This window comes from Pseudomonas sp. CCOS 191 (genome assembly GCF_001007005.1).
GTDB lineage: Bacteria > Pseudomonadota > Gammaproteobacteria > Pseudomonadales > Pseudomonadaceae > Aquipseudomonas > Aquipseudomonas soli.
Genome location: NZ_LN847264.1, coordinates 4,364,011 through 4,381,731 on the forward strand (window position 1 = coordinate 4,364,011; position 17,721 = coordinate 4,381,731).

Below are 17,721 nucleotides of genomic sequence, written 5' to 3' on the forward strand. Positions count from 1 at the left end.
CTGAGGAATTCGAATGAAGCTCAAAGGCAGTTTCGATGCCAAGCGCCTGCGCCAGCGCGAGCCGAGCAACTGGGGCGCGCGCATCGCCGCGGCACTCTCGGTACTGCTGGCCACCCTGGGCATCCTGCTGGCCATGGCCGGCTTCGCCGGTTTGCTGGGCAACTACGCCGCCCTGGCCGAACTCAATGCCAACCGTCCATTGGCGGCGACACTGACCGTCGTCGGGCTGGCCCTGCTGTACTTCGGCGTGCGCCTGTGGCGGCGCAGCCGTATCCGCCTGCGCCGCGGGCGCGAGCTGAACCTGTCGCCACACCTGATGAAGAAGCACGACTGACGCGCCGAGCGCGGGGCCAGGCTTGCCCCGCGATGACAGTCGCGTAAACTACGCCGCCCACGTGGAGGCACCATGCAAGACGACGACTTTTCCCTCTTCCGCAGCCAAGTGCAGGGCGTCAAGCCGATCAAGCACGATCGCGCCGAAGTCGGCAAACCCAAGGCCGACCGCAAGCAACTGGCAGGCCTGCGCCAGGCGGCGACCATCCGCAGCGACCAGACGCTGGTGATCGACGGCCTGTCCGACCAGTTCGTCATCGACGTCGGCGCCGAGGATGAGCTGATGTGGCGGCGTGACGGCGTGCAGGAAACCCAGCTGCGCAAGCTCAAGCTAGGCCAGATCACCTTCGAGGGCAGCCTCGACCTGCACGGCATGAGCGTCGAAAAGGCCCGCGAGACGCTGTGGGCCTTCATCGCCGAAGCGACCAAGCTGGAAGTGCGCTGCGTGCGGGTCACCCACGGCAAGGCCGCGCGCCTGGACGGCAAGCGCCCGATGATCAAGAGCCACGTCAACACCTGGCTGCGCCAGCACCCGCAGGTGCTCGGTTTCACCTCGTGCCAGGCCCGCCACGGCGGCACCGGCGCGGTCTACGTGATGCTCAAGCGAACCATGCTCGAAGGGCGCGACGAGTGACATCGCGCTTGCAGCGCCGCCGTCGCCGCCGTACCCTTCGCCTTTGCGAAATTTTCCACAGGTAGATCCATGTCCCTGGAACAGAACTACACCGCGATCCTCAGCCAGATCGGCGAGGATGTCTCCCGCGAAGGCCTGCTCGACACGCCCAAGCGGGCAGCGAAGGCCATGAAGTACCTTTGCCGCGGTTATGAGCAAACCCTGGAAGAAGTGACCAACGGCGCGTTGTTCACCTCCGACAACAGCGAAATGGTGCTGGTCCGGGATATCGAGCTGTATTCGATGTGCGAACACCACATGCTGCCGTTCATCGGCAAGGCCCACGTGGCCTACCTGCCCAAGGGCAAGGTGCTGGGCCTTTCGAAGGTGGCGCGGATCGTCGACATGTACGCCCGCCGCCTGCAGATCCAGGAAAACCTCAGCCGCCAGATCGCCGAGGCCGTGCAGCAGGTGACCGGCGCCGCAGGCGTGGCGGTGGTGATCGAGGCCAAGCACATGTGCATGATGATGCGCGGTGTCGAAAAGCAGAACTCGACCATGCTCACCTCGGTGATGCTCGGCGAGTTCCGTGAAAACGCTTCCACCCGCAGCGAGTTCCTCAGCCTGATCAAGTGATCGGCCTGTGTTCCGAGCCGACCCCCTGGGGTCGGCTTTTTCATTTCAGGAGTTGCCCATGATCGTCAAAGCCCTGCGGGTCGGCCTCGGCCAGCTTATCGTGTTCGGCGACTGGATCAGCCGCCCGGCGAAAAAGAAGCGCGATGCCGCGGCCCAGGCCCAGGTCGAACAGCAGGCCAAGGGCCTGGCGCTGTACCAGTTCCATGCCTGCCCCTTCTGCGTGAAGACCCGCCGCGCCCTGCACCGCCTCAATGTGCCGGTGGCGCTGCGCGATGCGAAGAACGATGCGCAGCACCGCCAGGCGCTACTGGAAGGCGGTGGTCGGGTGAAAGTGCCGTGCCTGCGGATCGAGGAACAAGGCGAGGTGACCTGGATGTACGAGTCCAAGGACATCATTGCCTATCTGGACAAACGCTTCGCGGCGGTCTGACAGATCACCATCGCGGGGCCAGCCTGCTCCCACCGGTGCTGGCTGGCGTGGGAGCGGGCTTGCCCCGCGATGAGGCCGGTCAATCCACCATCGGCACATGCCGAGGATGACTGGCCACCCGCGCCAGCCAGGCCTGCACCGCCGGGTAAGGCGCCAGGTCGAAGCCGCCCTGATGCGCCACATGGGTATAGGCGTACAACGCCACGTCGGCGATCGAGTATTGCTCGCCGACCAGGTAGGGCGTCATTTCCAGCTGCTTGTTCATCACCTTGAGCGCCTTGTAGCCGCCCTTGTGCAGCCCCCTGTACTCCTCCAGCCGCTCTTGCGGCAGCCCCAGGTAGAACTGGATGAACCGCGCCACGGCGATGTAGGGTTCATGGCTGTACTGTTCGAAGAACTGCCATTGCAGCACCTGGGTGCGCAGCCGCGGCTCGCTGGGCAGGAACTCGCTGCCATCGGCCAGGTAGTTGAGAATCGCGTTGGACTCCCACAGGCAGGTGCCGTCCTCGAGCTTGAGCACCGGCACCTTGCCGTTGGGGTTCATGGCCAGGAACTCGGGCGTTTCCGTCTCACCCTTGAGAATGTCCACCGGGTGCCACTCATACGGGCGGTCGAGCAGGCTCAGCATCAGCTTGACCTTGTAGCAGTTGCCCGACTGGTAATCCCCATACACCTTGTACATCGCCCCTCCCCTTTCACGCAGTTGCGTAGTAATGCCCCATAGTTGGCGACTGTACGGCTAAATGCAATGCCTGCTGTATGGCAAGGATCACGCCATGGCACGGTAGCCTGAAAAAACTGCTTACACCTGCACAAGGAATTCCCTATGACCGATGCCACCTCAGCGCGCCTGCGGCCGCTGGCGGACAGTTCGCCGTCGGCGATCGTCGCCGGCTTTATCGCCATGCTCACCGGCTACACCAGCTCGCTGGTGCTGATGTTCCAGGCTGGCCAGGCGGCCGGTCTTACCAGCGCGCAGATTTCCTCATGGATCTGGGCCCTGTCGATCGGTATGGCAGTGTGCAGCATCGGCCTGTCGCTGCGCTACCGCACGCCGATCACCGTGGCTTGGTCGACACCCGGCGCGGCACTACTGATCACCAGCCTTGGCGGAGTGAGCTACGGCGAAGCGATCGGCGCCTACATCACCTGCGCCGTGCTGGTATTGATCTGCGGCCTGACCGGCAGTTTCGAGCGCCTGGTGCGGCGCATTCCCGCCTCCCTGGCCTCGGCCCTGCTGGCCGGCATCCTGTTCAAGATCGGCAGCGAGATCTTCGTTGCCGCTCAACACCGCACGTTACTGGTACTGGGCATGTTCTTCAGCTACCTGCTGGTCAAGCGCCTGTCGCCGCGTTACTGCGTGCTGGCCGCGCTACTGGTCGGCACCGCGCTGTCCGGCGCCCTGGGGCTGCTGGACTTCAGCGGCTTCCAGCTGGAAGTCGCAACCCCGGTGTGGACCACGCCGAGCTTCTCGCTGGCGGCGACCATCAGCATCGGCATCCCGCTGTTCGTGGTGGCCATGACCTCGCAGAACATGCCCGGCGTCGCCGTGCTGCGCGCCGACGGCTACCAGGTGCCGGCTTCGCCGCTGATCTCGGCCACCGGCTTCGCCTCGCTGCTGCTGGCGCCGTTTGGCTCCCACGGAGTCAACCTGGCGGCAATCAGCGCGGCGATCTGCACCGGGCCGCATGCCCATGAGGATCCGGCCAAGCGCTATACTGCGGCGGTCTGGTGCGGGATCTTCTACGGTATCGCCGGCATCTTTGGCGCCACCCTGGCGGCGCTGTTCGGCGCCCTGCCCAAGGAGCTGGTGCTGTCGATCGCGGCGCTGGCGCTGTTCGGTTCGATCATGAACGGCTTGAGCGTGGCCATGGGCGAGGTGCGCGAGCGCGAGGCGGCCCTGATCACCTTCATGGTCACGGCATCGGGCTTCACCCTGTTCTCGATCGGCTCGGCGTTCTGGGGGATCGTGGCGGGGGTGCTGACCTTGCTGATCCTCAGTCCGCGCAAGGGCTGACAATGTAATCGTGGGGCAATCACAAGCGGAAATGCCCCACCATCCCCTTCAAGTCATTGCCCAACTGCGCCAGCTCGACGCTTGAGCGGGCATTGTCCTCCATCGCCAGTGCCGCCTGGTCGGCACTACCGCGTATCTGCGTGACGCTGCGGCTGATCTCCTCGGCCACCGAGCTCTGCTGCTCGGCCGCCGCGGCGATCTGCTGGTTCATCTGCTGGATCAACGACACTGCCGCCGCGATGCTGCCCAGGGCGCTCTCGGTCTGCAGCGTGTCGGCCACCGCCAGGCGCACCAGCTCGGTGCTGCCGCGGATCTGCATCACCGACTGCTGGGCATTGCCGCGCAGGCTGGCGACCAGGCGCTCGATCTCCTCGGTGGACTGCCGGGTACGCCGCGCCAGGGCACGTACTTCATCGGCCACCACCGCGAACCCGCGCCCTTGCTCCCCGGCACGCGCCGCCTCGATCGCGGCATTGAGCGCCAGCAGGTTGGTCTGCTCGGCCACGCTCTTGATCACCTCGAGCACGTCACCGATGGTATGGATCTCGGCACTGAGGCTGTCGATGCCGCTGCTGGCGGTTTCGGCGGCCAGCGCCAGTTGCTCGATACGCTGCATGCTCTGACGCACCACCTGCTGCCCGGACTCGACCTTGTCGTCGGCAGCCTGGGCGGCCTGGGCTGCCTGCTCGGCGTTGCGCGCCACATCATGGACGGTCGCAGTCATCTGCTGCATGGCGGTGGCCACCTGCTCGGTCTCGTCCTTCTGGCTACCGACTTCGCGGTTGGTCTGCTCGGTGACCGCCGACAAGGCCTGGGCACTGCCGGCCAACTGGTCGATACCCTGCTGCAAGCCACTGACGATACCAGACAAGCCCTCGGCCATCTGCTGCATGGCCTGCAACAGCTGGCCGACCTCGTCGGCGCGCGGCGGCTCGGCCTCGATACCCAGCTCGCCTGCGGCAATGCGCCGGGCCCGGCTGATCACCCGCTTGAGCGGCGCGACCACGGCGCGGGTGATCAGCCAGGCCGCCAGCACGCCTACCAGCAGCGCCAGCGCCGTGGCCGCAGTAATGGCGACGGCGTTGCGTGCCAGCTCGGCCTGCATGGCCTGCTCCTGATCGGCATACACCTGGTCGACACGCGCGGTAACCTGCTCGGCACGCGCCTGCAACTGGTCCTTGATACCCCGCTCCTGGCCCAGCAGGTCGGTGTACTCGTTGAGCTTTTCGGAGAAACTGCCGATATGCCCGGCCACCTCGCCCAGCACGCTCTGGTAGCCGGCATCGGCGACGGAAGCCTTGAGCTGGTCCACCAGGGTCGCAGCTTCCACAGTCTGGGCGATGCGCCCCTCGGCGCTGGCTTCGCCGCCCTTGCGGCTCTGGTCCAGGCGCACCCGGGCCTCGTCCATGGCCTGCAGCATCAGCCGCGACACCTGCGCCACCTGCCCGGCCTGTTCCAGGAACTCACCGCCCTGCTGGCCCTGGGACTGCTTGAGGGTATAGGTGCCATCGTCGGCCAGGCCGGCCTGCAGCACATCGAGGTTGTTGGCCACGCTCGACACCGACCAGCTGGCCATGTCCAGCGCCAGTTCCTTGGCCTGCACGGCCTGAACGAACTGGTCGAAAGCTTGCCCATAGGCATTCAGATCAGTCTCGGTCGAAGCCAGTGCCGGCACGGCCCGGGCCCGCTCCACCAGCCCCTGCAGCCCCGTGCGCAGGGCGTCGGCCTCCTTGATGTCCGAGCGCAGGGCGAAGGCCTGTTCGTGCTGGCGTAGCTTCAACAGGTCGGTATTGAACTGAGCCATCTGCCGCAGCCCATCGAAGCGCTGGTCGACATTGGCCAGGGCGTACACGCCGATGACAGCCACCACCAGGGTGAGCAGCAACACCAGGGCAAAGCCCAGGCCGAGCTTGCGCGCCATGCCCAGATTGGCCAGTACACCGTGCTTGGTCGCCGCCATCACCAATCCCCTCGCCTTGTCGGACTTTACCGACAGCAAGAGTGACAATGGCGCCGACTCCGTCACAAGAGCCAAACGCGCCAATGGTGTCATTTAGCTATGAGCGTGTCGCTTTCAGACCGCCAGAGGTCGCCCAGCATGCCGGAAGAACGCTTCGGCCCGCGAATCCTGCCCATAGGCGACATTGATACGCAGCCACTCACTGGCCCGGCCCTGCGGATCGAAGGCACTGCCTGGGGTAAGCAGCACCGCATGCTCCAGCGCCAGCCGCTCCAGCTCGGCGAAGTCGCGCCCCGGTACCCGGGCCCAGACGAACATGCCACCGACGGGGTCGCAGAATACCTCCCAGCCGCAGGCCTCCAGCAACCCCAGCGTCCTCGCCCGGTGCTGGCCCAGGCGCAGCCGCAGGCGCTGCAAGCTCTTGCGGTAGCTGCCGTTGGCGAGCATCTGCCCGACCACCTGCTCGGCGAAGCGCGAGGTGCCGATGCCCGCGACCATCTTCAGTTCGGCCAGACGCGCCACCAAGGGCGGATCGGCCACCACATAGCCGACCCGCAGCGAACTGCTGAGGGTCTTGGAGAAGCTGCCCAGGTAGATCACCCGTTGCTCGCTGTCGAGGGTAGCCAGCCGTGTCGCCGGCCCGTCCTGGAAGTCTGCATAGAGGTCATCCTCGACAATCCGCAGGTCATGCCCGCGGGCCAGCTCCAGCAGGCGATAGGCGACCTTGGGCGTCAGGCTGGTGCCGGTCGGGTTCTGGTACAGGCTGTTGATGAACAGGCAGCGCGGCCGGTGTTCGGCGAGCAACTGCTCGAGCACGGCCAGGTCTGGACCACTGGCAGTGCGTGGTACCTCGAGCATGCGCACGCCGTGCAGGCGCAGCAGGTTGTAAAGGTTGTAGTAACCGGGCCGTTCCACCAGCACCGTGTCGCCCGGCGCCAGCAAGGTCCGCACCAGCAGGTCGAGGGCATGGCTGGCACCCTGGGTGGTGACGATACGCTCAGGTTCCGCGGCGATATCCAGCCGCGCCAGCCCCTTGTGCAGTTGCAGGCGCAGGCTAGCCAGGCCTTGGGGCGGGCAGTAGTCGAACAGTGCCTCGGGCGCGCCACGGCTGACCTGGCGGATGGCCTGGGCCAGTTCAGCCTCGGCTCGCCAGGCCACGGGCAACCAGCCGCAGCCGAGCTTGAGCAGTTGCTCATGCCCTTCGCGAAACTGCCGCCAGCTGCCGTCGATCGCCTCGCCCCACGGCTCGCCGGGATCGGGACGCAGGCCCGGCTTGCGCTCGGCAACGAAGAACCCGGCACCGTGCCGTGCCTCCAGCCAGCCGCTGGCCACCAGCCGGTCGTAGGCTTCGATCACGCACGAAGCACTGACCGCCTGGGCCTTGGCCAAGGTGCGGATCGATGGCAGGCGTGCACCCGGGCGCAAGCGCTGCCGAGTAATCCAGGCCTGCAACTGCTCGGTCAGCTGCTGAACCAAGGGTGTGGGGAGACCGCGATCAAGATTGAAGTGCATGGCAAGTGTTCGCTTATTTCAGGCAAACAGTTAAACACAAATCCGTACTGGGTGTACCTTGGCGAACAGCCACCCAGGTCCGATGCTGACGCAATCGATCCTGCGGAAACCACCCATGCCCACTCGCCACGCCCCGGCCCTGCTGGCCTTCGCCCTGTGCCTGATCACCCTTGCGGTGAACCTCCAGGCCCCGCTGTACATCACCTACGCCGACCTCTCCGGGCAAGGCGCCGCGGCGACCGCCGTGGCTTTCTCCGGCTACGTGCTCGGTGTATTGCCAGTGCTGCTGGCCCTCGGCGGCCTGGCCGACCGGGTCGGGCGACGCCCGTTGATCCTGGTCGCACTCGTCCTGTCGATGATCGCCACCTTGATCATGTTGCTGTCCCCCAGCCTGGCCTCCCTGGGTGTGGCGCGCTTGTTCCTGGGCCTGGGCACTGGCCTGGCCTCGGCCACGGCCACCGCCTACATGAGCGAACTGATGACACCCGGTGAAAGTGACCGCGCCGCGACCTGGGTCACCGCCAGCACCTCCCTCGGTTTTGGCCTGGGCGCGGCGCTGACCAGCCTGTTCCTGCTCCGCGGGCCGACACTCACTCCGGGCAGTTTCCATTTGCAGCTGATACTGGCCGCCGTGGCCCTTGCGCTGGTCTGGCGCCTGCCAGACCCTCGCCCGACGCAACGCAGCGCCATGCTGCGCCTGCCCTGCTATCCCAGCGGCAGCCTGGCCTATGGCCTGGCGATCCTGCTGGCCTGGGCCTGTGTCGGGCTGGTCATCGCCCTGCTGCCGGGGATCCTGCGCCAGCACGGCCTGAGCGCCTGGTCGGGGTTCTCGACCTTCTGCGTGATCAGCTGCGGCCTGCTGTTCCAGCCGCTGGCCCGGCGCATGGCCAGTGCCCGGGCGACCTTGCTCGGGCTGCTGATCCTGCCGTGCAGCTACGCGCTGCTGGCCTGGGGCGCCGACAGTGGCAACCTGCCGGGCGTTTTGATGGGAGCCGTGGCCGCCAGCAGCGCCTGCTATGGCTTCATCTACCTGGGCGGGCTGGCGGCGGTGAATCAGTTGGCCGGCCAAGAAAAAACCCGGGCCAGTGCCGGGTTCTTCCTGCTGGCCTACCTGGGGTTCAGCCTGCCGGTGATCTTCACCGGGCTGCTCAGTGACCGGCTGGGGTCACGGCTGGCCTTGATCGTGTTTGGTGGTGTGTTGCTGCTGGGCTGCGCGGCGGTGGCGCTGGCCCTGTGGCTGGCCTCGGTCAGATCGCCAGCGCGCCACCGTCGACCGTCAGGCTGTGCCCCGTCGTGAAGGCCGCGCCATCGCTGCACAGGTACAGCACCGCGCTGGCGATCTCCTCGACCTTGCCGATGCGGCCGACCGGGTGCATCGCCGCAGCGAACTCGGCCTTGCGCGGGTCGGCCTCGTAGGCGCGGCGGAACATGTCAGTATCGATCACTGCCGGGCACACCGCATTGACCCGGATGCCCTTCTTCGCGTACTCGATGGCCGCCGATTTGGTCAGTCCTATAACCGCATGCTTGGAGGCGGCATAGATGCTCATTTTCGGCGCCGCCGACAGGCCGGCCACCGAGGCCGTATTGACGATGGCGCCACCGCCCTGGGCCAGCAGCAAGGGCAGCTGGTACTTCATGCACAGCCAGACGCCCTTGACGTTGACGCCCATGATCGCGTCAAACTCCGCCTCGCTGCCCTCGGCCAATCGCCCCTTCTCGATTTCAATGCCGGCATTGTTGAAGGCGTAGTCCAGGCGCCCGTATGCCTCGACCACCCGCTCGTGCAACTGCCGCACATCTTCGTCGCGGGTAACGTCGCAGGCGATGAACAATGCTTCGCCACCAGCCTGGCGAATCAGTGCCACCGTGGCTTCGCCACCGCTCGCATCACGATCGGCCACCACCACCTTCAGCCCCTCGGCGGCGAATGCCTGGGCCGTCGCCCGGCCGATACCCGCCGCGCCACCGGTGACCAGGGCAACCTGGCCGGAGAAAGTCATGCTCATCACTGGCTCCTGCAAAAGATGGGAAGTCGTGGCTGAGTCTAGTCAGGGCACCGCTGGGCTGGGCAGCATCATCAAGGGCACGGTTGGACTACTATCGTTCGCAGTGATCTTGCGTGACGCGGCCCATTCAACCCGCCGATCATCCCCCCTCACACTCGTTCAGGAGAACTCGCCATGCCCCACACCAACCGCCGTTTCCTGCTGACCAAGCGCCCGGTCGGCGCCGTGCGCCGTGACGACTTCACCTATGAGCAGGCCCCTGCCGACGAGCCAGGCGAAGGCCAGGTGCTGGTGAAAAACCTCTACCTGTCCCTGGACCCTGCCATGCGCGGCTGGATGAACGAAGGCAAGTCGTATATTCCCCCGGTGGGCCTGGGCCAGGTGATGCGCGCACTCGGCGTGGGCGAAGTGGTCAGTTCCAAGCACCCGGACTACAAGCCCGGCGACCATGTCAGCGGCGCCCTGGGCGTGCAGGACTACTTCACCGGTGAACCCCAGGGCCTGCACAAGATCGACCCGCGCCTGGCCCCCCTGCCCCGTTATCTGTCGGCACTGGGCATGACCGGCATGACCGCCTACTTCGCCCTGCTCGATGTCGGCCAGCCCAAAGCCGGCGAAACCGTGGTGATCTCCGGCGCCGCCGGCGCGGTCGGCAGCATTGCCGGGCAGATCGCCAAGCTCAAGGGTTGCCGCGTGGTCGGCATCGCCGGTGGCGCGCAGAAGTGCCAGTACCTGCTGGATGAGCTGGGCTTCGACGGGGTCATCGACTACAAGGCCGAAGACGTGCTCGCCGGGCTCAAGCGCCAATGCCCCAAGGGCGTGGATGTGTACTTCGACAACGTCGGCGGCGATATCCTCGACGCAGTGCTGTCGCGCCTGAACTTCAAGGCCCGGGTGGTGATCTGCGGCGCCATCAGCCAGTACAACAATAAAGAGGCAGTCAAGGGCCCGGCCAACTACCTGGCGCTGCTGGTCAACCGCGCACGCATGGAAGGCTTCGTGGTGATGGACTACGTCAAGGAGTACGGCAAGGCCGCGCAGGAAATGGCCGGCTGGCTGGCCAGCGGCAAGGTCAAGAGCAAGGAGGATGTGGTGGAAGGCTTGGAAACCTTCCCCGAGACGCTGCTCAAGCTGTTCAGCGGGGAGAATTTCGGCAAGTTGGTGCTGAAAGTCTGATCATTGCGGGCTGCGCTCACGCGCAGCCCGCACCCGTAGTCTTTCGGATCAACCGCGAATTTCAGCCACCACAGCAGCTAACGCCTGGGCCGGATCCGCCGCCTGGCTGATAGGGCGCCCGATCACCAGGTAATCAGAACCGGCGTCCAGTGCCTGGCGCGGGGTCAGGATCCGGCGCTGGTCATCCTGGGCGCTGCCCGCCGGGCGGATACCCGGGGTCACCAATTGCAACGATGGGTGCGCAGCCTTGAGTGCCGGCGCCTCCAGTGCCGAACACACCAGCCCATCCATGCCGGCCTTCTGCGCCAGAGCCGCCAGGCGCAGCACCTGCTCCTGCGGGTCGACATCCAGGCCAATCCCGGCCAGGTCCTCGCGCTCCATGCTGGTCAGCACGGTCACGCCAATCAACAACGGTTGCGGGCCGCTGCGCTTGGCCAGTTCCTCACGGCAGGCGGACATCATGCGCAAGCCACCGGAGCAGTGCACGTTGACCATCCACACACCCATCTCGGCCGCCGCCTTGACCGCCATGGCGGTGGTGTTGGGGATATCGTGGAACTTGAGGTCGAGGAACACTTCGAAGCCCTTGCTGCACAGGGTCTCGACGATCCCCGAAGCGCTGCTGGTGAACAGTTCCTTGCCCACCTTGACCCGGCACAGGGCGGGATCGAGCTGGTCGGCCAGCTTCAGGGCGGCGTCACGGGTGGGGAAATCCAGGGCGACGATCAGGGGCGTCTGGCAGGCGGACATGGGCAGGGTCTCTTGGCAAGTCGTAAACGGCGCGCATTGTAAACGAAGTGGGGCGGGGTTTGGGGGCCGCGGGTCATGAGAATTGGCCTGGGCGGGGGTGGCTCCTATAATGGAACCAACGGCTGCGGCAATGGCTCGAATGCCATGTAAGCGCTGCCCTATACGCTTTCAGGAGAATCTCGATGCCTTGGTATGCCTGGTTGATACTGCTTGTTGCGCTTGGGTCGATTGTCGGCGGGTTGATGCTGCTGCGCGATACGGCGAAGAAGTTGCCGTTGACTGAGGAGCAGTTGAAGAAGGTGCATGAGCGTAATGCCGAGGCGGATGCGAAGGATGCGCAGGATCGCTGATTCGCCCCCTCCCTCCACAGCCGGCCACCCTGGGGCTGACCGGCTGCCCCGCGTGTTTAGTCGACGGTCAGTTTGTCGCGGTTGCGGTCCAGCAGCGCCTTGCCGATGCCTTGGATCTCCAGCAACTCATCCACCGATGTAAATGGCCCGTGCTCATCGCGATACATCACGATGGCGTCGGCCTTGGCCTTGCCAATGCCATTGAGCGCCTTTTGCAAGGACGCGGCGTCGGCGGTGTTGAGGTTCAGCGTTTTGGCGGGGATTGCGGTGGCGACCACTGGCACGGCGTTATCAACGGCTGGTGTAGCAGGAGCCGCAGTGGCGGAGAACGCCAGGCTTGCAAATAACGGAAGCAGCAGATGGGAAAGGACGATATTGCGCATCATGTTCACTCCTGTGACTCAATGGGTTGGCAGCGTTTCCGTGGCTGCCTGCTCAAACTAGCAAGGGGTGAATCGGGAGGCGACGTGGTAAGTGTTGCAAAAATTCTGCGTTGGGAGGTGTCGTTCAACCGGAACATTAGGCTGGGTAGGCGCCTGAGCATTTTCTGACAGGCCTGGATCGTACTCACCTACACGGTCAACTTCGTTTGCTACGCCTTTGAACAGAATTAGGAAACGTTAACCTACCTACTTTCAGCATCACCATGACAGCCGCGTCTAGTGTGGTGTTTTGCAAGTACGACCAAAAAGCGCTCGCGAGTTATGGCCATTATTTGTGAAACACCACACTAGGCTCTGTACGAACAGCAATGTCGTAGTCACCGCCGTCAGCAAGCCAGCGGGACCACCGCAGCGAAGCTTTCCGCCCGCTTGCAATAGCGTGCACCCGGCCGGCGGTGCTCCTTCAGCCAACCGAATAGCCGCTCAATACCATTCCGTTGCCGATACTTGGGCCTGTCAAATAGCTGCGGCAAGCGAAGGGCGTCACTGACCGTGTGAGTTTTCGTCGTCAACCCGCCCCGGCTTCGTCCAAGTGCGTGGTCCGTTGGTTCTTCAGCCCCTTTTTTGCCTGCTCTGGCAGAGAAAAGGGTGGCTCTCGTCTTCAGACGGTTGATGCAATGCGCCAGTGGTCAAGTCAACCGGCCCAGTGCATTGAGCTTTAGGTATAACGGTTTGAGCATCTTGTTGACGGTTCCTTGTTTTCGCCAGCCTCGAAATCGTTGATTGACCGTCGACCAAAGTCGAAATTGCTCAGGTCTATCTCCAAGTTGAACCGGAGCACAGCCTCCACTACTCACTGTTGAACATCAAGCGATCTTCGATTGCCGGGCATTTGATACGTCGATGAGAGGTGAAGAGGTCCATGACCATTTCACATTATACGTCGGAAGTATTCATAAACACCCTAATAATAACTACTCAAGCAATAGCACGACTCTATCAGCGAATACCGCCGAACATGGCCATTAACAGACAAAGTACCGCAAATGCCCACTGATCTCGCGGCCGCCTGCGACATGACCTGAACCGAAACGCAAGGCGCACAAGTGACAAACGCGAAGTAAGATCAAGCCGCTCCGACAATCCCGTCTTGCCACTGCCAGTCAATGAGTCGATCAGACAAGCCTGAGCAAACCATCCCCCTAGAGCCACCTGCCTCAACCGGGACATCGCCGAGGCAATCCCAGCATTCACTCCAATCTGGTTTTTCGAGTGCTGACGATAATCCATGCCCGGCACGGGGTCGATAAACCAGTTGAAGCCATTGCTGCGAGCAAACGCATAGCAATACCAATCGTGCATCGCGACTTCCTGCACTTCATCCCATTGCCGTAGGATCGAACGCTTGAACGCCATGGCCAGGGAATTGGAGAGCACATAGGTACATCCCGGCCCAGCAGCTTCGAACAGGTAGTCGCACTGGACCTGTGGCTGCGCCTTGTCCACGAGCATACGCCGACCATCGGGCCAGAAGGCCACGACATTGCTTGAATAGCCATCAACATTATTTATGCACAGCTTTGCCACGGCCTGTTCAAGCTTGTTGGGGTACCAGATATCGTCCTGGTCAGAAAAGCAGACGTAATCGAACGCCGAAATATCGACGTCTCGGATCAGCCGAAAGAAGTTGCGAGCAGCCCCGCCAAAACGGCCGGAGGACGGTAACAGATGAATGTTGGGATAAGTGCGAGCGTACTTGGCGCAGCAAGCTTCAGTACCATCAGTGGAGGGATCGACACTGATATAGATGCTGACTCCAACAAGACGCTGCTCCAGGATAGAGGCAAGCTGCTCCTCTATCCATGACATGCCATTGTACGCGGCCAGCAACACGGCTACCTGACGGAGATGAGTGGGCATGCAGTGAAGGCCTAGGTTTGGGAGTACGGCAAGTCAGAGCCCGTCGTCGGTCACCAGTTTTTGCAGGTACTGGCCATATCCGGTTTTTTTCAGTTTTTCAGCCTGGCACATCACCTGTTCCTTGGTGATCCAGCCATTAGCAAAGCCAATTTCCTCCAGGCATGCCACCTTCCAGCCCTGGCGCTGCTCGATCGTATGAACAAAGTGACTGGCCTCCAGCAGCGACTCGTGAGTGCCGGTATCCAGCCAGGCAAAACCACGCCCCAGCATTTGTACAGTGAGCGCCCTCTTCTCAAGGTAAACGCGGTTTACATCGGTGATCTCAAGCTCGCCGCGTGCAGAGGGTTTGATATTCTTTGCAATCTCGACCACTTCGTTATCGTAGAAATACAATCCCGTCACCGCATAGCTTGATTTCGGAACAGCGGGTTTCTCCTCGATGCTCAACGCTCGGCCGTCCTTGTCGAATTGGACCACTCCAAAGCGCTCAGGGTCATTGACGTGGTAACCGAAGACCGTTGCACCCTCGCGCTGTTCAGCGGCGGCACGCAGATTGTCGGAGAAGTGCTGACCGTAAAAAATGTTGTCGCCCAGAATCAGGCAGCAAGGATCCTTGCCTATGAACGCCTCGCCGATGAGGAATGCCTGAGCCAATCCATCGGGGCTAGGCTGCTCCGCATAGCTCAACTGGATGCCATACTGGCTACCATCCCCCAGTAGCTTGCGAAAAGCCGGCAGGTCATCTGGCGTCGAAATGATCAGGATTTCACGCATACCCGCCAACATCAGTACCGATAGCGGGTAAAAAATCATTGGTTTGTCGTAGATCGGCAACATCTGCTTGGAAACGCCCAGAGTAAGGGGGTGCAGACGCGTTCCTGACCCACCAGCCAGGATAATTCCTTTACGATTAAGGGTATTCATTTATTCAAAATTTCCATGAGCATACGATTTACACCACTTTGCCAATCGGGCAAGTGCAAAGAGAAAGCTGCGCGTATTTTTTTCGTATCAAGCCGCGAGTTCAACGGACGATGAGCCGGAGTTGGATAGTCGGTAGTGGCAATTGGATTGATTTCTGCCACAGCAAGTTGCTCACCGCTCGCGCGTGCAAAATCAATAATGTAGGTTGCGTATTCGTACCACGACGTCTCACCGGTAGGCGCCAGATGATAGATACCGCATAACTGCGGATTCAACTGCGCTTTCTGCAGCGCTTGTACAGTGACATCCGCCAATAGCTCGGCACCAGTTGGCACACCGACTTGGTCGGCAATTACATTGAGCGTTTGCTTGTCCTTTGCCAGGCGGAGCATGGTTTTCGCAAAATTGTTACCACGCGCTGCATATACCCAGCTGGTACGAAAGATCAGGTGCTTGCAACCCGACGCGACAATCCCTTGCTCGCCTTGCAGTTTGGACTCACCATAAAAGTTGACCGGCGCGACGTCATCAGTTTCGTTCCAGGCACGAGTGCCTAGCCCACTGAACACGTAATCCGTAGAGTAGTGCACGAGAAATGCATCTATTCGAGAGGCCTCTTCAGCCATGACCTGGCATGCTTGGGCGTTGATCTTGAGTGCTAGATCACGCTCGCTTTCTGCCTTGTCTACAGCGGTGTAAGCCGCCGCATTCACAATCACGTCCGGCGCAACGAGGCGAATCGTATCACGCAGCCCTTGCAGATTCGTGAGATCCCCGCTGAGTTCGCCGAAGGACGTGGGTACAGGATGGCGGTTCAAGGCGATAACATCCCCCAAGACCGCCAGGGCTCGTTGCAACTCCCAACCCACTTGGCCGTCCTTGCCGAGCAACAGAATTTTCATTGTTCACCAGCACGCGATGCGTAATTTTTATCGATCCACTGCTGATAGCTGCCATTCTTAATGTGAGCCACCCATTCCGCGTTGTCGAGATACCACTGCACGGTCTTGCGAATACCTGATTCAAAGGTTTCCTCTGGGCTCCACCCCAGTTCGCGCTGGATCTTGCTTGCATCTATCGCGTAACGCAGGTCATGGCCTGGACGATCAGTGACATACTTAACGAGATTGAAGTGCGGAACAAATGTAGAGGCAGGACGTAGTTCATCCAGAAGCGCGCAAACCGCTTGAACAACTTCGATATTCTGCTTTTCGTTGTGACCACCGATATTATAGGTTTCTCCAACCTCACCTTCGGTTACGACCTTGTACAGCGCACGCGCGTGGTCTTCGACAAACAGCCAATCACGAATTTGATCACCTTTACCATAAATTGGCAGCGGTTTTCCTTCCAGTGCATTGAGAATGACCAGCGGGATCAGTTTCTCAGGGAAGTGATATGGGCCATAGTTGTTTGAACAGTTGGTAACCAGTGTCGGCAGCCCGTACGTACGTGCCCAGGCACGCACCAAGTGGTCAGAGCTGGCCTTGCTCGCAGAGTATGGGGAGCTTGGCTGATAAGGAGTTGTCTCGGTGAAGAGATCTTCCGGCCCCTCCAAGTCACCATAAACTTCGTCGGTCGAAATATGGTGGAAACGAAATGCAGATTTACGCCCCTCATCCAACCCCGACCAATAGCCACGTGCAGCTTCCAGCAAGGCATAAGTACCGATGATATTGGTCTGGATGAACTCCGATGGGCCGCTGATCGAACGATCGACGTGAGATTCGGCAGCCAGGTGCATCACTGCGTCAGGCTGGTGTTCCTGGAATACTCGGTCCAGCGCTTCGCGATTGCAGATGTCGACGTGTTCGAAGGCATAGCGTGGGTTCTGGTCGACGTCCCGCAATGATTCAAGATTGCCAGCATAGGTGAGCTTGTCGACGTTGACCACGGAGTCGCTTGTATTGGTAATGATGTGCCGAACGACAGCCGAACCAATAAAGCCCGCACCGCCTGTTACTAAAATCTTCACGAAAGTTCTCTACCTTGGGGCCTGAAAATATCTGAAAGGATCCACCCTATCCATGGAGGTAACGGTGAGCTTTGACCGGCAGCGAAGATAAAATTTGCCCTCTCACACTCCAATGGAGCAAGCTTATAAAAGCAATATGCAGGAGTTGATTTTACATAGAAATTCGTCACCTACGAACATTATTTAGACCAGTGCCTCGATACACTGCAGACTAATCAAGCCAGCCCTAAAGAAAAAATTAGATTGCCACCACTAACCCGCCCCTCCACACAACTTCCTGCCTTCAGACAGAAGGTACTCAAGGCAGTTTTGCTTGGACTGAGCGGCAGACTCGAAATCGGAAAAACTCATCTGACTCACGAGATAGTGGATTGCCGAGGCAGTTGAGCACAGGGTCACTCAGTACAGGTGGACCTTGGCGCTTGCTTGATAGAAGCTATCCTGCCACATCAACCCAACGGCCGTGGTTACCATACCCACTTCTAAGCAGGCAAATGGAGCATGCCAAACAGAGCAAATGCTCGACTCACCCAGGCTCTGTACGCAATGTATCAGCACTCGCCCATACTGCATTCAAACGAGGCTCGGAACGCTCAGGTACTCGAGTACACTCCACCTCATCCCCCATTTCGCCTTACCTGGCCTTCGCACAGACACATTTCGTACATACCTTAGGACCATAGCCGCTTGCAGCTTCGCCTGCAAGCGAAAGGGAACAACGACATAATCAGTA

The 17,721-nt window shown here is 61.5% G+C and carries 18 protein-coding genes and 2 pseudogenes; 8 read left to right on the plus strand and 12 right to left on the minus strand.

All coding sequences use genetic code 11. The features are described 5' to 3' along the window. Positions 1–13: 13 nt before the first annotated feature. The 4 genes from CCOS191_RS19380 (at position 14) to CCOS191_RS19395 (ending at position 2,012) form a co-directional block, all read left to right on the plus strand. Complete coding sequence (locus CCOS191_RS19380) at positions 14–334, plus strand: hypothetical protein (RefSeq protein ID WP_046856595.1); 321 nt, start codon at positions 14–16, stop codon at positions 332–334. A gap of 72 nt (positions 335–406) precedes the next feature. Continuing rightward, a complete protein-coding gene (locus CCOS191_RS19385) occupies positions 407–967 on the plus strand; it encodes a Smr/MutS family protein (RefSeq protein WP_046856596.1) in 561 nt (186 codons plus the stop codon). 69 nt (positions 968–1,036) lie between these two features. Then, complete coding sequence (gene folE, locus CCOS191_RS19390; RefSeq protein WP_028691773.1) at positions 1,037–1,582, plus strand: GTP cyclohydrolase I FolE; 546 nt, start codon at positions 1,037–1,039, stop codon at positions 1,580–1,582. A 58-nt stretch (positions 1,583–1,640) separates the two neighbouring features. Beyond that, complete coding sequence (locus CCOS191_RS19395; RefSeq protein WP_046856597.1) at positions 1,641–2,012, plus strand: glutathione S-transferase N-terminal domain-containing protein; 372 nt, start codon at positions 1,641–1,643, stop codon at positions 2,010–2,012. 79 nt (positions 2,013–2,091) lie between these two features. Here the strand turns inward: CCOS191_RS19395 and CCOS191_RS19400 are convergent, their stop codons facing one another. Next, positions 2,092–2,694 carry a glutathione S-transferase family protein gene (locus CCOS191_RS19400; protein WP_023631544.1) on the minus strand — a complete coding sequence of 201 codons (603 nt, stop codon included), beginning with the start codon at positions 2,692–2,694 and terminating at the stop codon, positions 2,092–2,094. Positions 2,695–2,838: 144 nt separating this feature from the next. Here CCOS191_RS19400 and CCOS191_RS19405 point away from each other — a divergent pair, with 144 nt between their 5' ends. Next, positions 2,839–4,029: a benzoate/H(+) symporter BenE family transporter gene (locus CCOS191_RS19405; RefSeq protein WP_046856598.1), complete on the plus strand. Its 1,191-nt coding sequence runs from the start codon at positions 2,839–2,841 to the stop codon at positions 4,027–4,029. Positions 4,030–4,048: 19 nt separating this feature from the next. On the opposite strand, the gene CCOS191_RS28790 is transcribed toward CCOS191_RS19405, so the two are convergent. The 3 genes and pseudogenes from CCOS191_RS28790 to CCOS191_RS19415 all read right to left on the minus strand — a co-directional run bounded on the left by CCOS191_RS28790 (position 4,049) and on the right by CCOS191_RS19415 (position 7,501). Continuing rightward, complete coding sequence (locus tag CCOS191_RS28790; RefSeq protein ID WP_442963675.1) at positions 4,049–4,921, minus strand: methyl-accepting chemotaxis protein; 873 nt, start codon at positions 4,919–4,921, stop codon at positions 4,049–4,051. Continuing rightward, positions 4,907–6,082: pseudogene (locus CCOS191_RS28795) on the minus strand (HAMP domain-containing protein); the annotation flags it as partial. The pseudogene CCOS191_RS28795 and the gene CCOS191_RS28790, both read right to left, overlap by 15 nt. Positions 6,083–6,103: 21 nt before the next feature. Continuing rightward, entirely contained in the window at positions 6,104–7,501 is a 1,398-nt protein-coding gene (locus tag CCOS191_RS19415) for an aminotransferase-like domain-containing protein (protein ID WP_046856599.1), read from the minus strand. A 115-nt stretch (positions 7,502–7,616) separates the two neighbouring features. Here CCOS191_RS19415 and CCOS191_RS19420 point away from each other — a divergent pair, with 115 nt between their 5' ends. Then, positions 7,617–8,798 (plus strand): MFS transporter, encoded by a 1,182-nt coding sequence (locus CCOS191_RS19420; RefSeq protein WP_046856600.1) that lies wholly within the window; start codon positions 7,617–7,619, stop codon positions 8,796–8,798. On the opposite strand, the gene CCOS191_RS19425 is transcribed toward CCOS191_RS19420, so the two are convergent. Continuing rightward, positions 8,749–9,510 carry an SDR family oxidoreductase gene (locus tag CCOS191_RS19425; protein ID WP_046856601.1) on the minus strand — a complete coding sequence of 254 codons (762 nt, stop codon included), beginning with the start codon at positions 9,508–9,510 and terminating at the stop codon, positions 8,749–8,751. The two genes, CCOS191_RS19420 and CCOS191_RS19425, sit on opposite strands and share 50 nt — an antisense overlap. A 174-nt stretch (positions 9,511–9,684) precedes the next feature. Between CCOS191_RS19425 and CCOS191_RS19430 the strand changes: the two genes are divergently transcribed. Beyond that, complete coding sequence (locus CCOS191_RS19430; protein WP_046856602.1) at positions 9,685–10,686, plus strand: NADP-dependent oxidoreductase; 1,002 nt, start codon at positions 9,685–9,687, stop codon at positions 10,684–10,686. 48 nt (positions 10,687–10,734) lie between these two features. Here CCOS191_RS19430 and pyrF read toward each other — a convergent pair whose 3' ends face one another. After that, entirely contained in the window at positions 10,735–11,436 is a 702-nt protein-coding gene (gene pyrF / locus CCOS191_RS19435) for an orotidine-5'-phosphate decarboxylase (protein ID WP_046856603.1), read from the minus strand. A gap of 182 nt (positions 11,437–11,618) precedes the next feature. On the opposite strand from pyrF, the gene CCOS191_RS27590 reads away from it, so the two are divergent. Continuing rightward, positions 11,619–11,786: a DUF2897 family protein gene (locus tag CCOS191_RS27590; protein ID WP_082120463.1), complete on the plus strand. Its 168-nt coding sequence runs from the start codon at positions 11,619–11,621 to the stop codon at positions 11,784–11,786. A gap of 56 nt (positions 11,787–11,842) precedes the next feature. Here the strand turns inward: CCOS191_RS27590 and CCOS191_RS19440 are convergent, their stop codons facing one another. From CCOS191_RS19440 to rfbB, 6 genes and pseudogenes are all read right to left on the minus strand, one after another. Then, positions 11,843–12,169, minus strand: a complete 327-nt coding sequence (locus tag CCOS191_RS19440) for a ComEA family DNA-binding protein (RefSeq protein WP_046857871.1) — start codon at positions 12,167–12,169, stop codon at positions 11,843–11,845. A gap of 386 nt (positions 12,170–12,555) precedes the next feature. Beyond that, positions 12,556–13,099, minus strand: a pseudogene (locus CCOS191_RS27595) (transposase). 69 nt (positions 13,100–13,168) lie between these two features. Beyond that, the gene (locus CCOS191_RS19445; RefSeq protein ID WP_046856604.1) at positions 13,169–14,089 is read right to left on the minus strand and encodes a glycosyltransferase; all 921 of its coding nucleotides are present in this window, start codon (positions 14,087–14,089) and stop codon (positions 13,169–13,171) included. A 33-nt stretch (positions 14,090–14,122) separates the two neighbouring features. Then, entirely contained in the window at positions 14,123–15,013 is an 891-nt protein-coding gene (rfbA, locus tag CCOS191_RS19450; protein ID WP_046856605.1) for a glucose-1-phosphate thymidylyltransferase RfbA, read from the minus strand. After that, positions 15,010–15,915, minus strand: a complete 906-nt coding sequence (gene rfbD, locus CCOS191_RS19455; protein WP_046856606.1) for a dTDP-4-dehydrorhamnose reductase — start codon at positions 15,913–15,915, stop codon at positions 15,010–15,012. The genes rfbA and rfbD overlap by 4 nt, the downstream gene beginning before the upstream one ends. Then, a complete protein-coding gene (gene rfbB / locus CCOS191_RS27600; RefSeq protein WP_046856607.1) occupies positions 15,912–16,988 on the minus strand; it encodes a dTDP-glucose 4,6-dehydratase in 1,077 nt (358 codons plus the stop codon). Before rfbB ends, rfbD begins: the two co-directional genes overlap by 4 nt. Positions 16,989–17,721 lie beyond the last annotated feature (733 nt).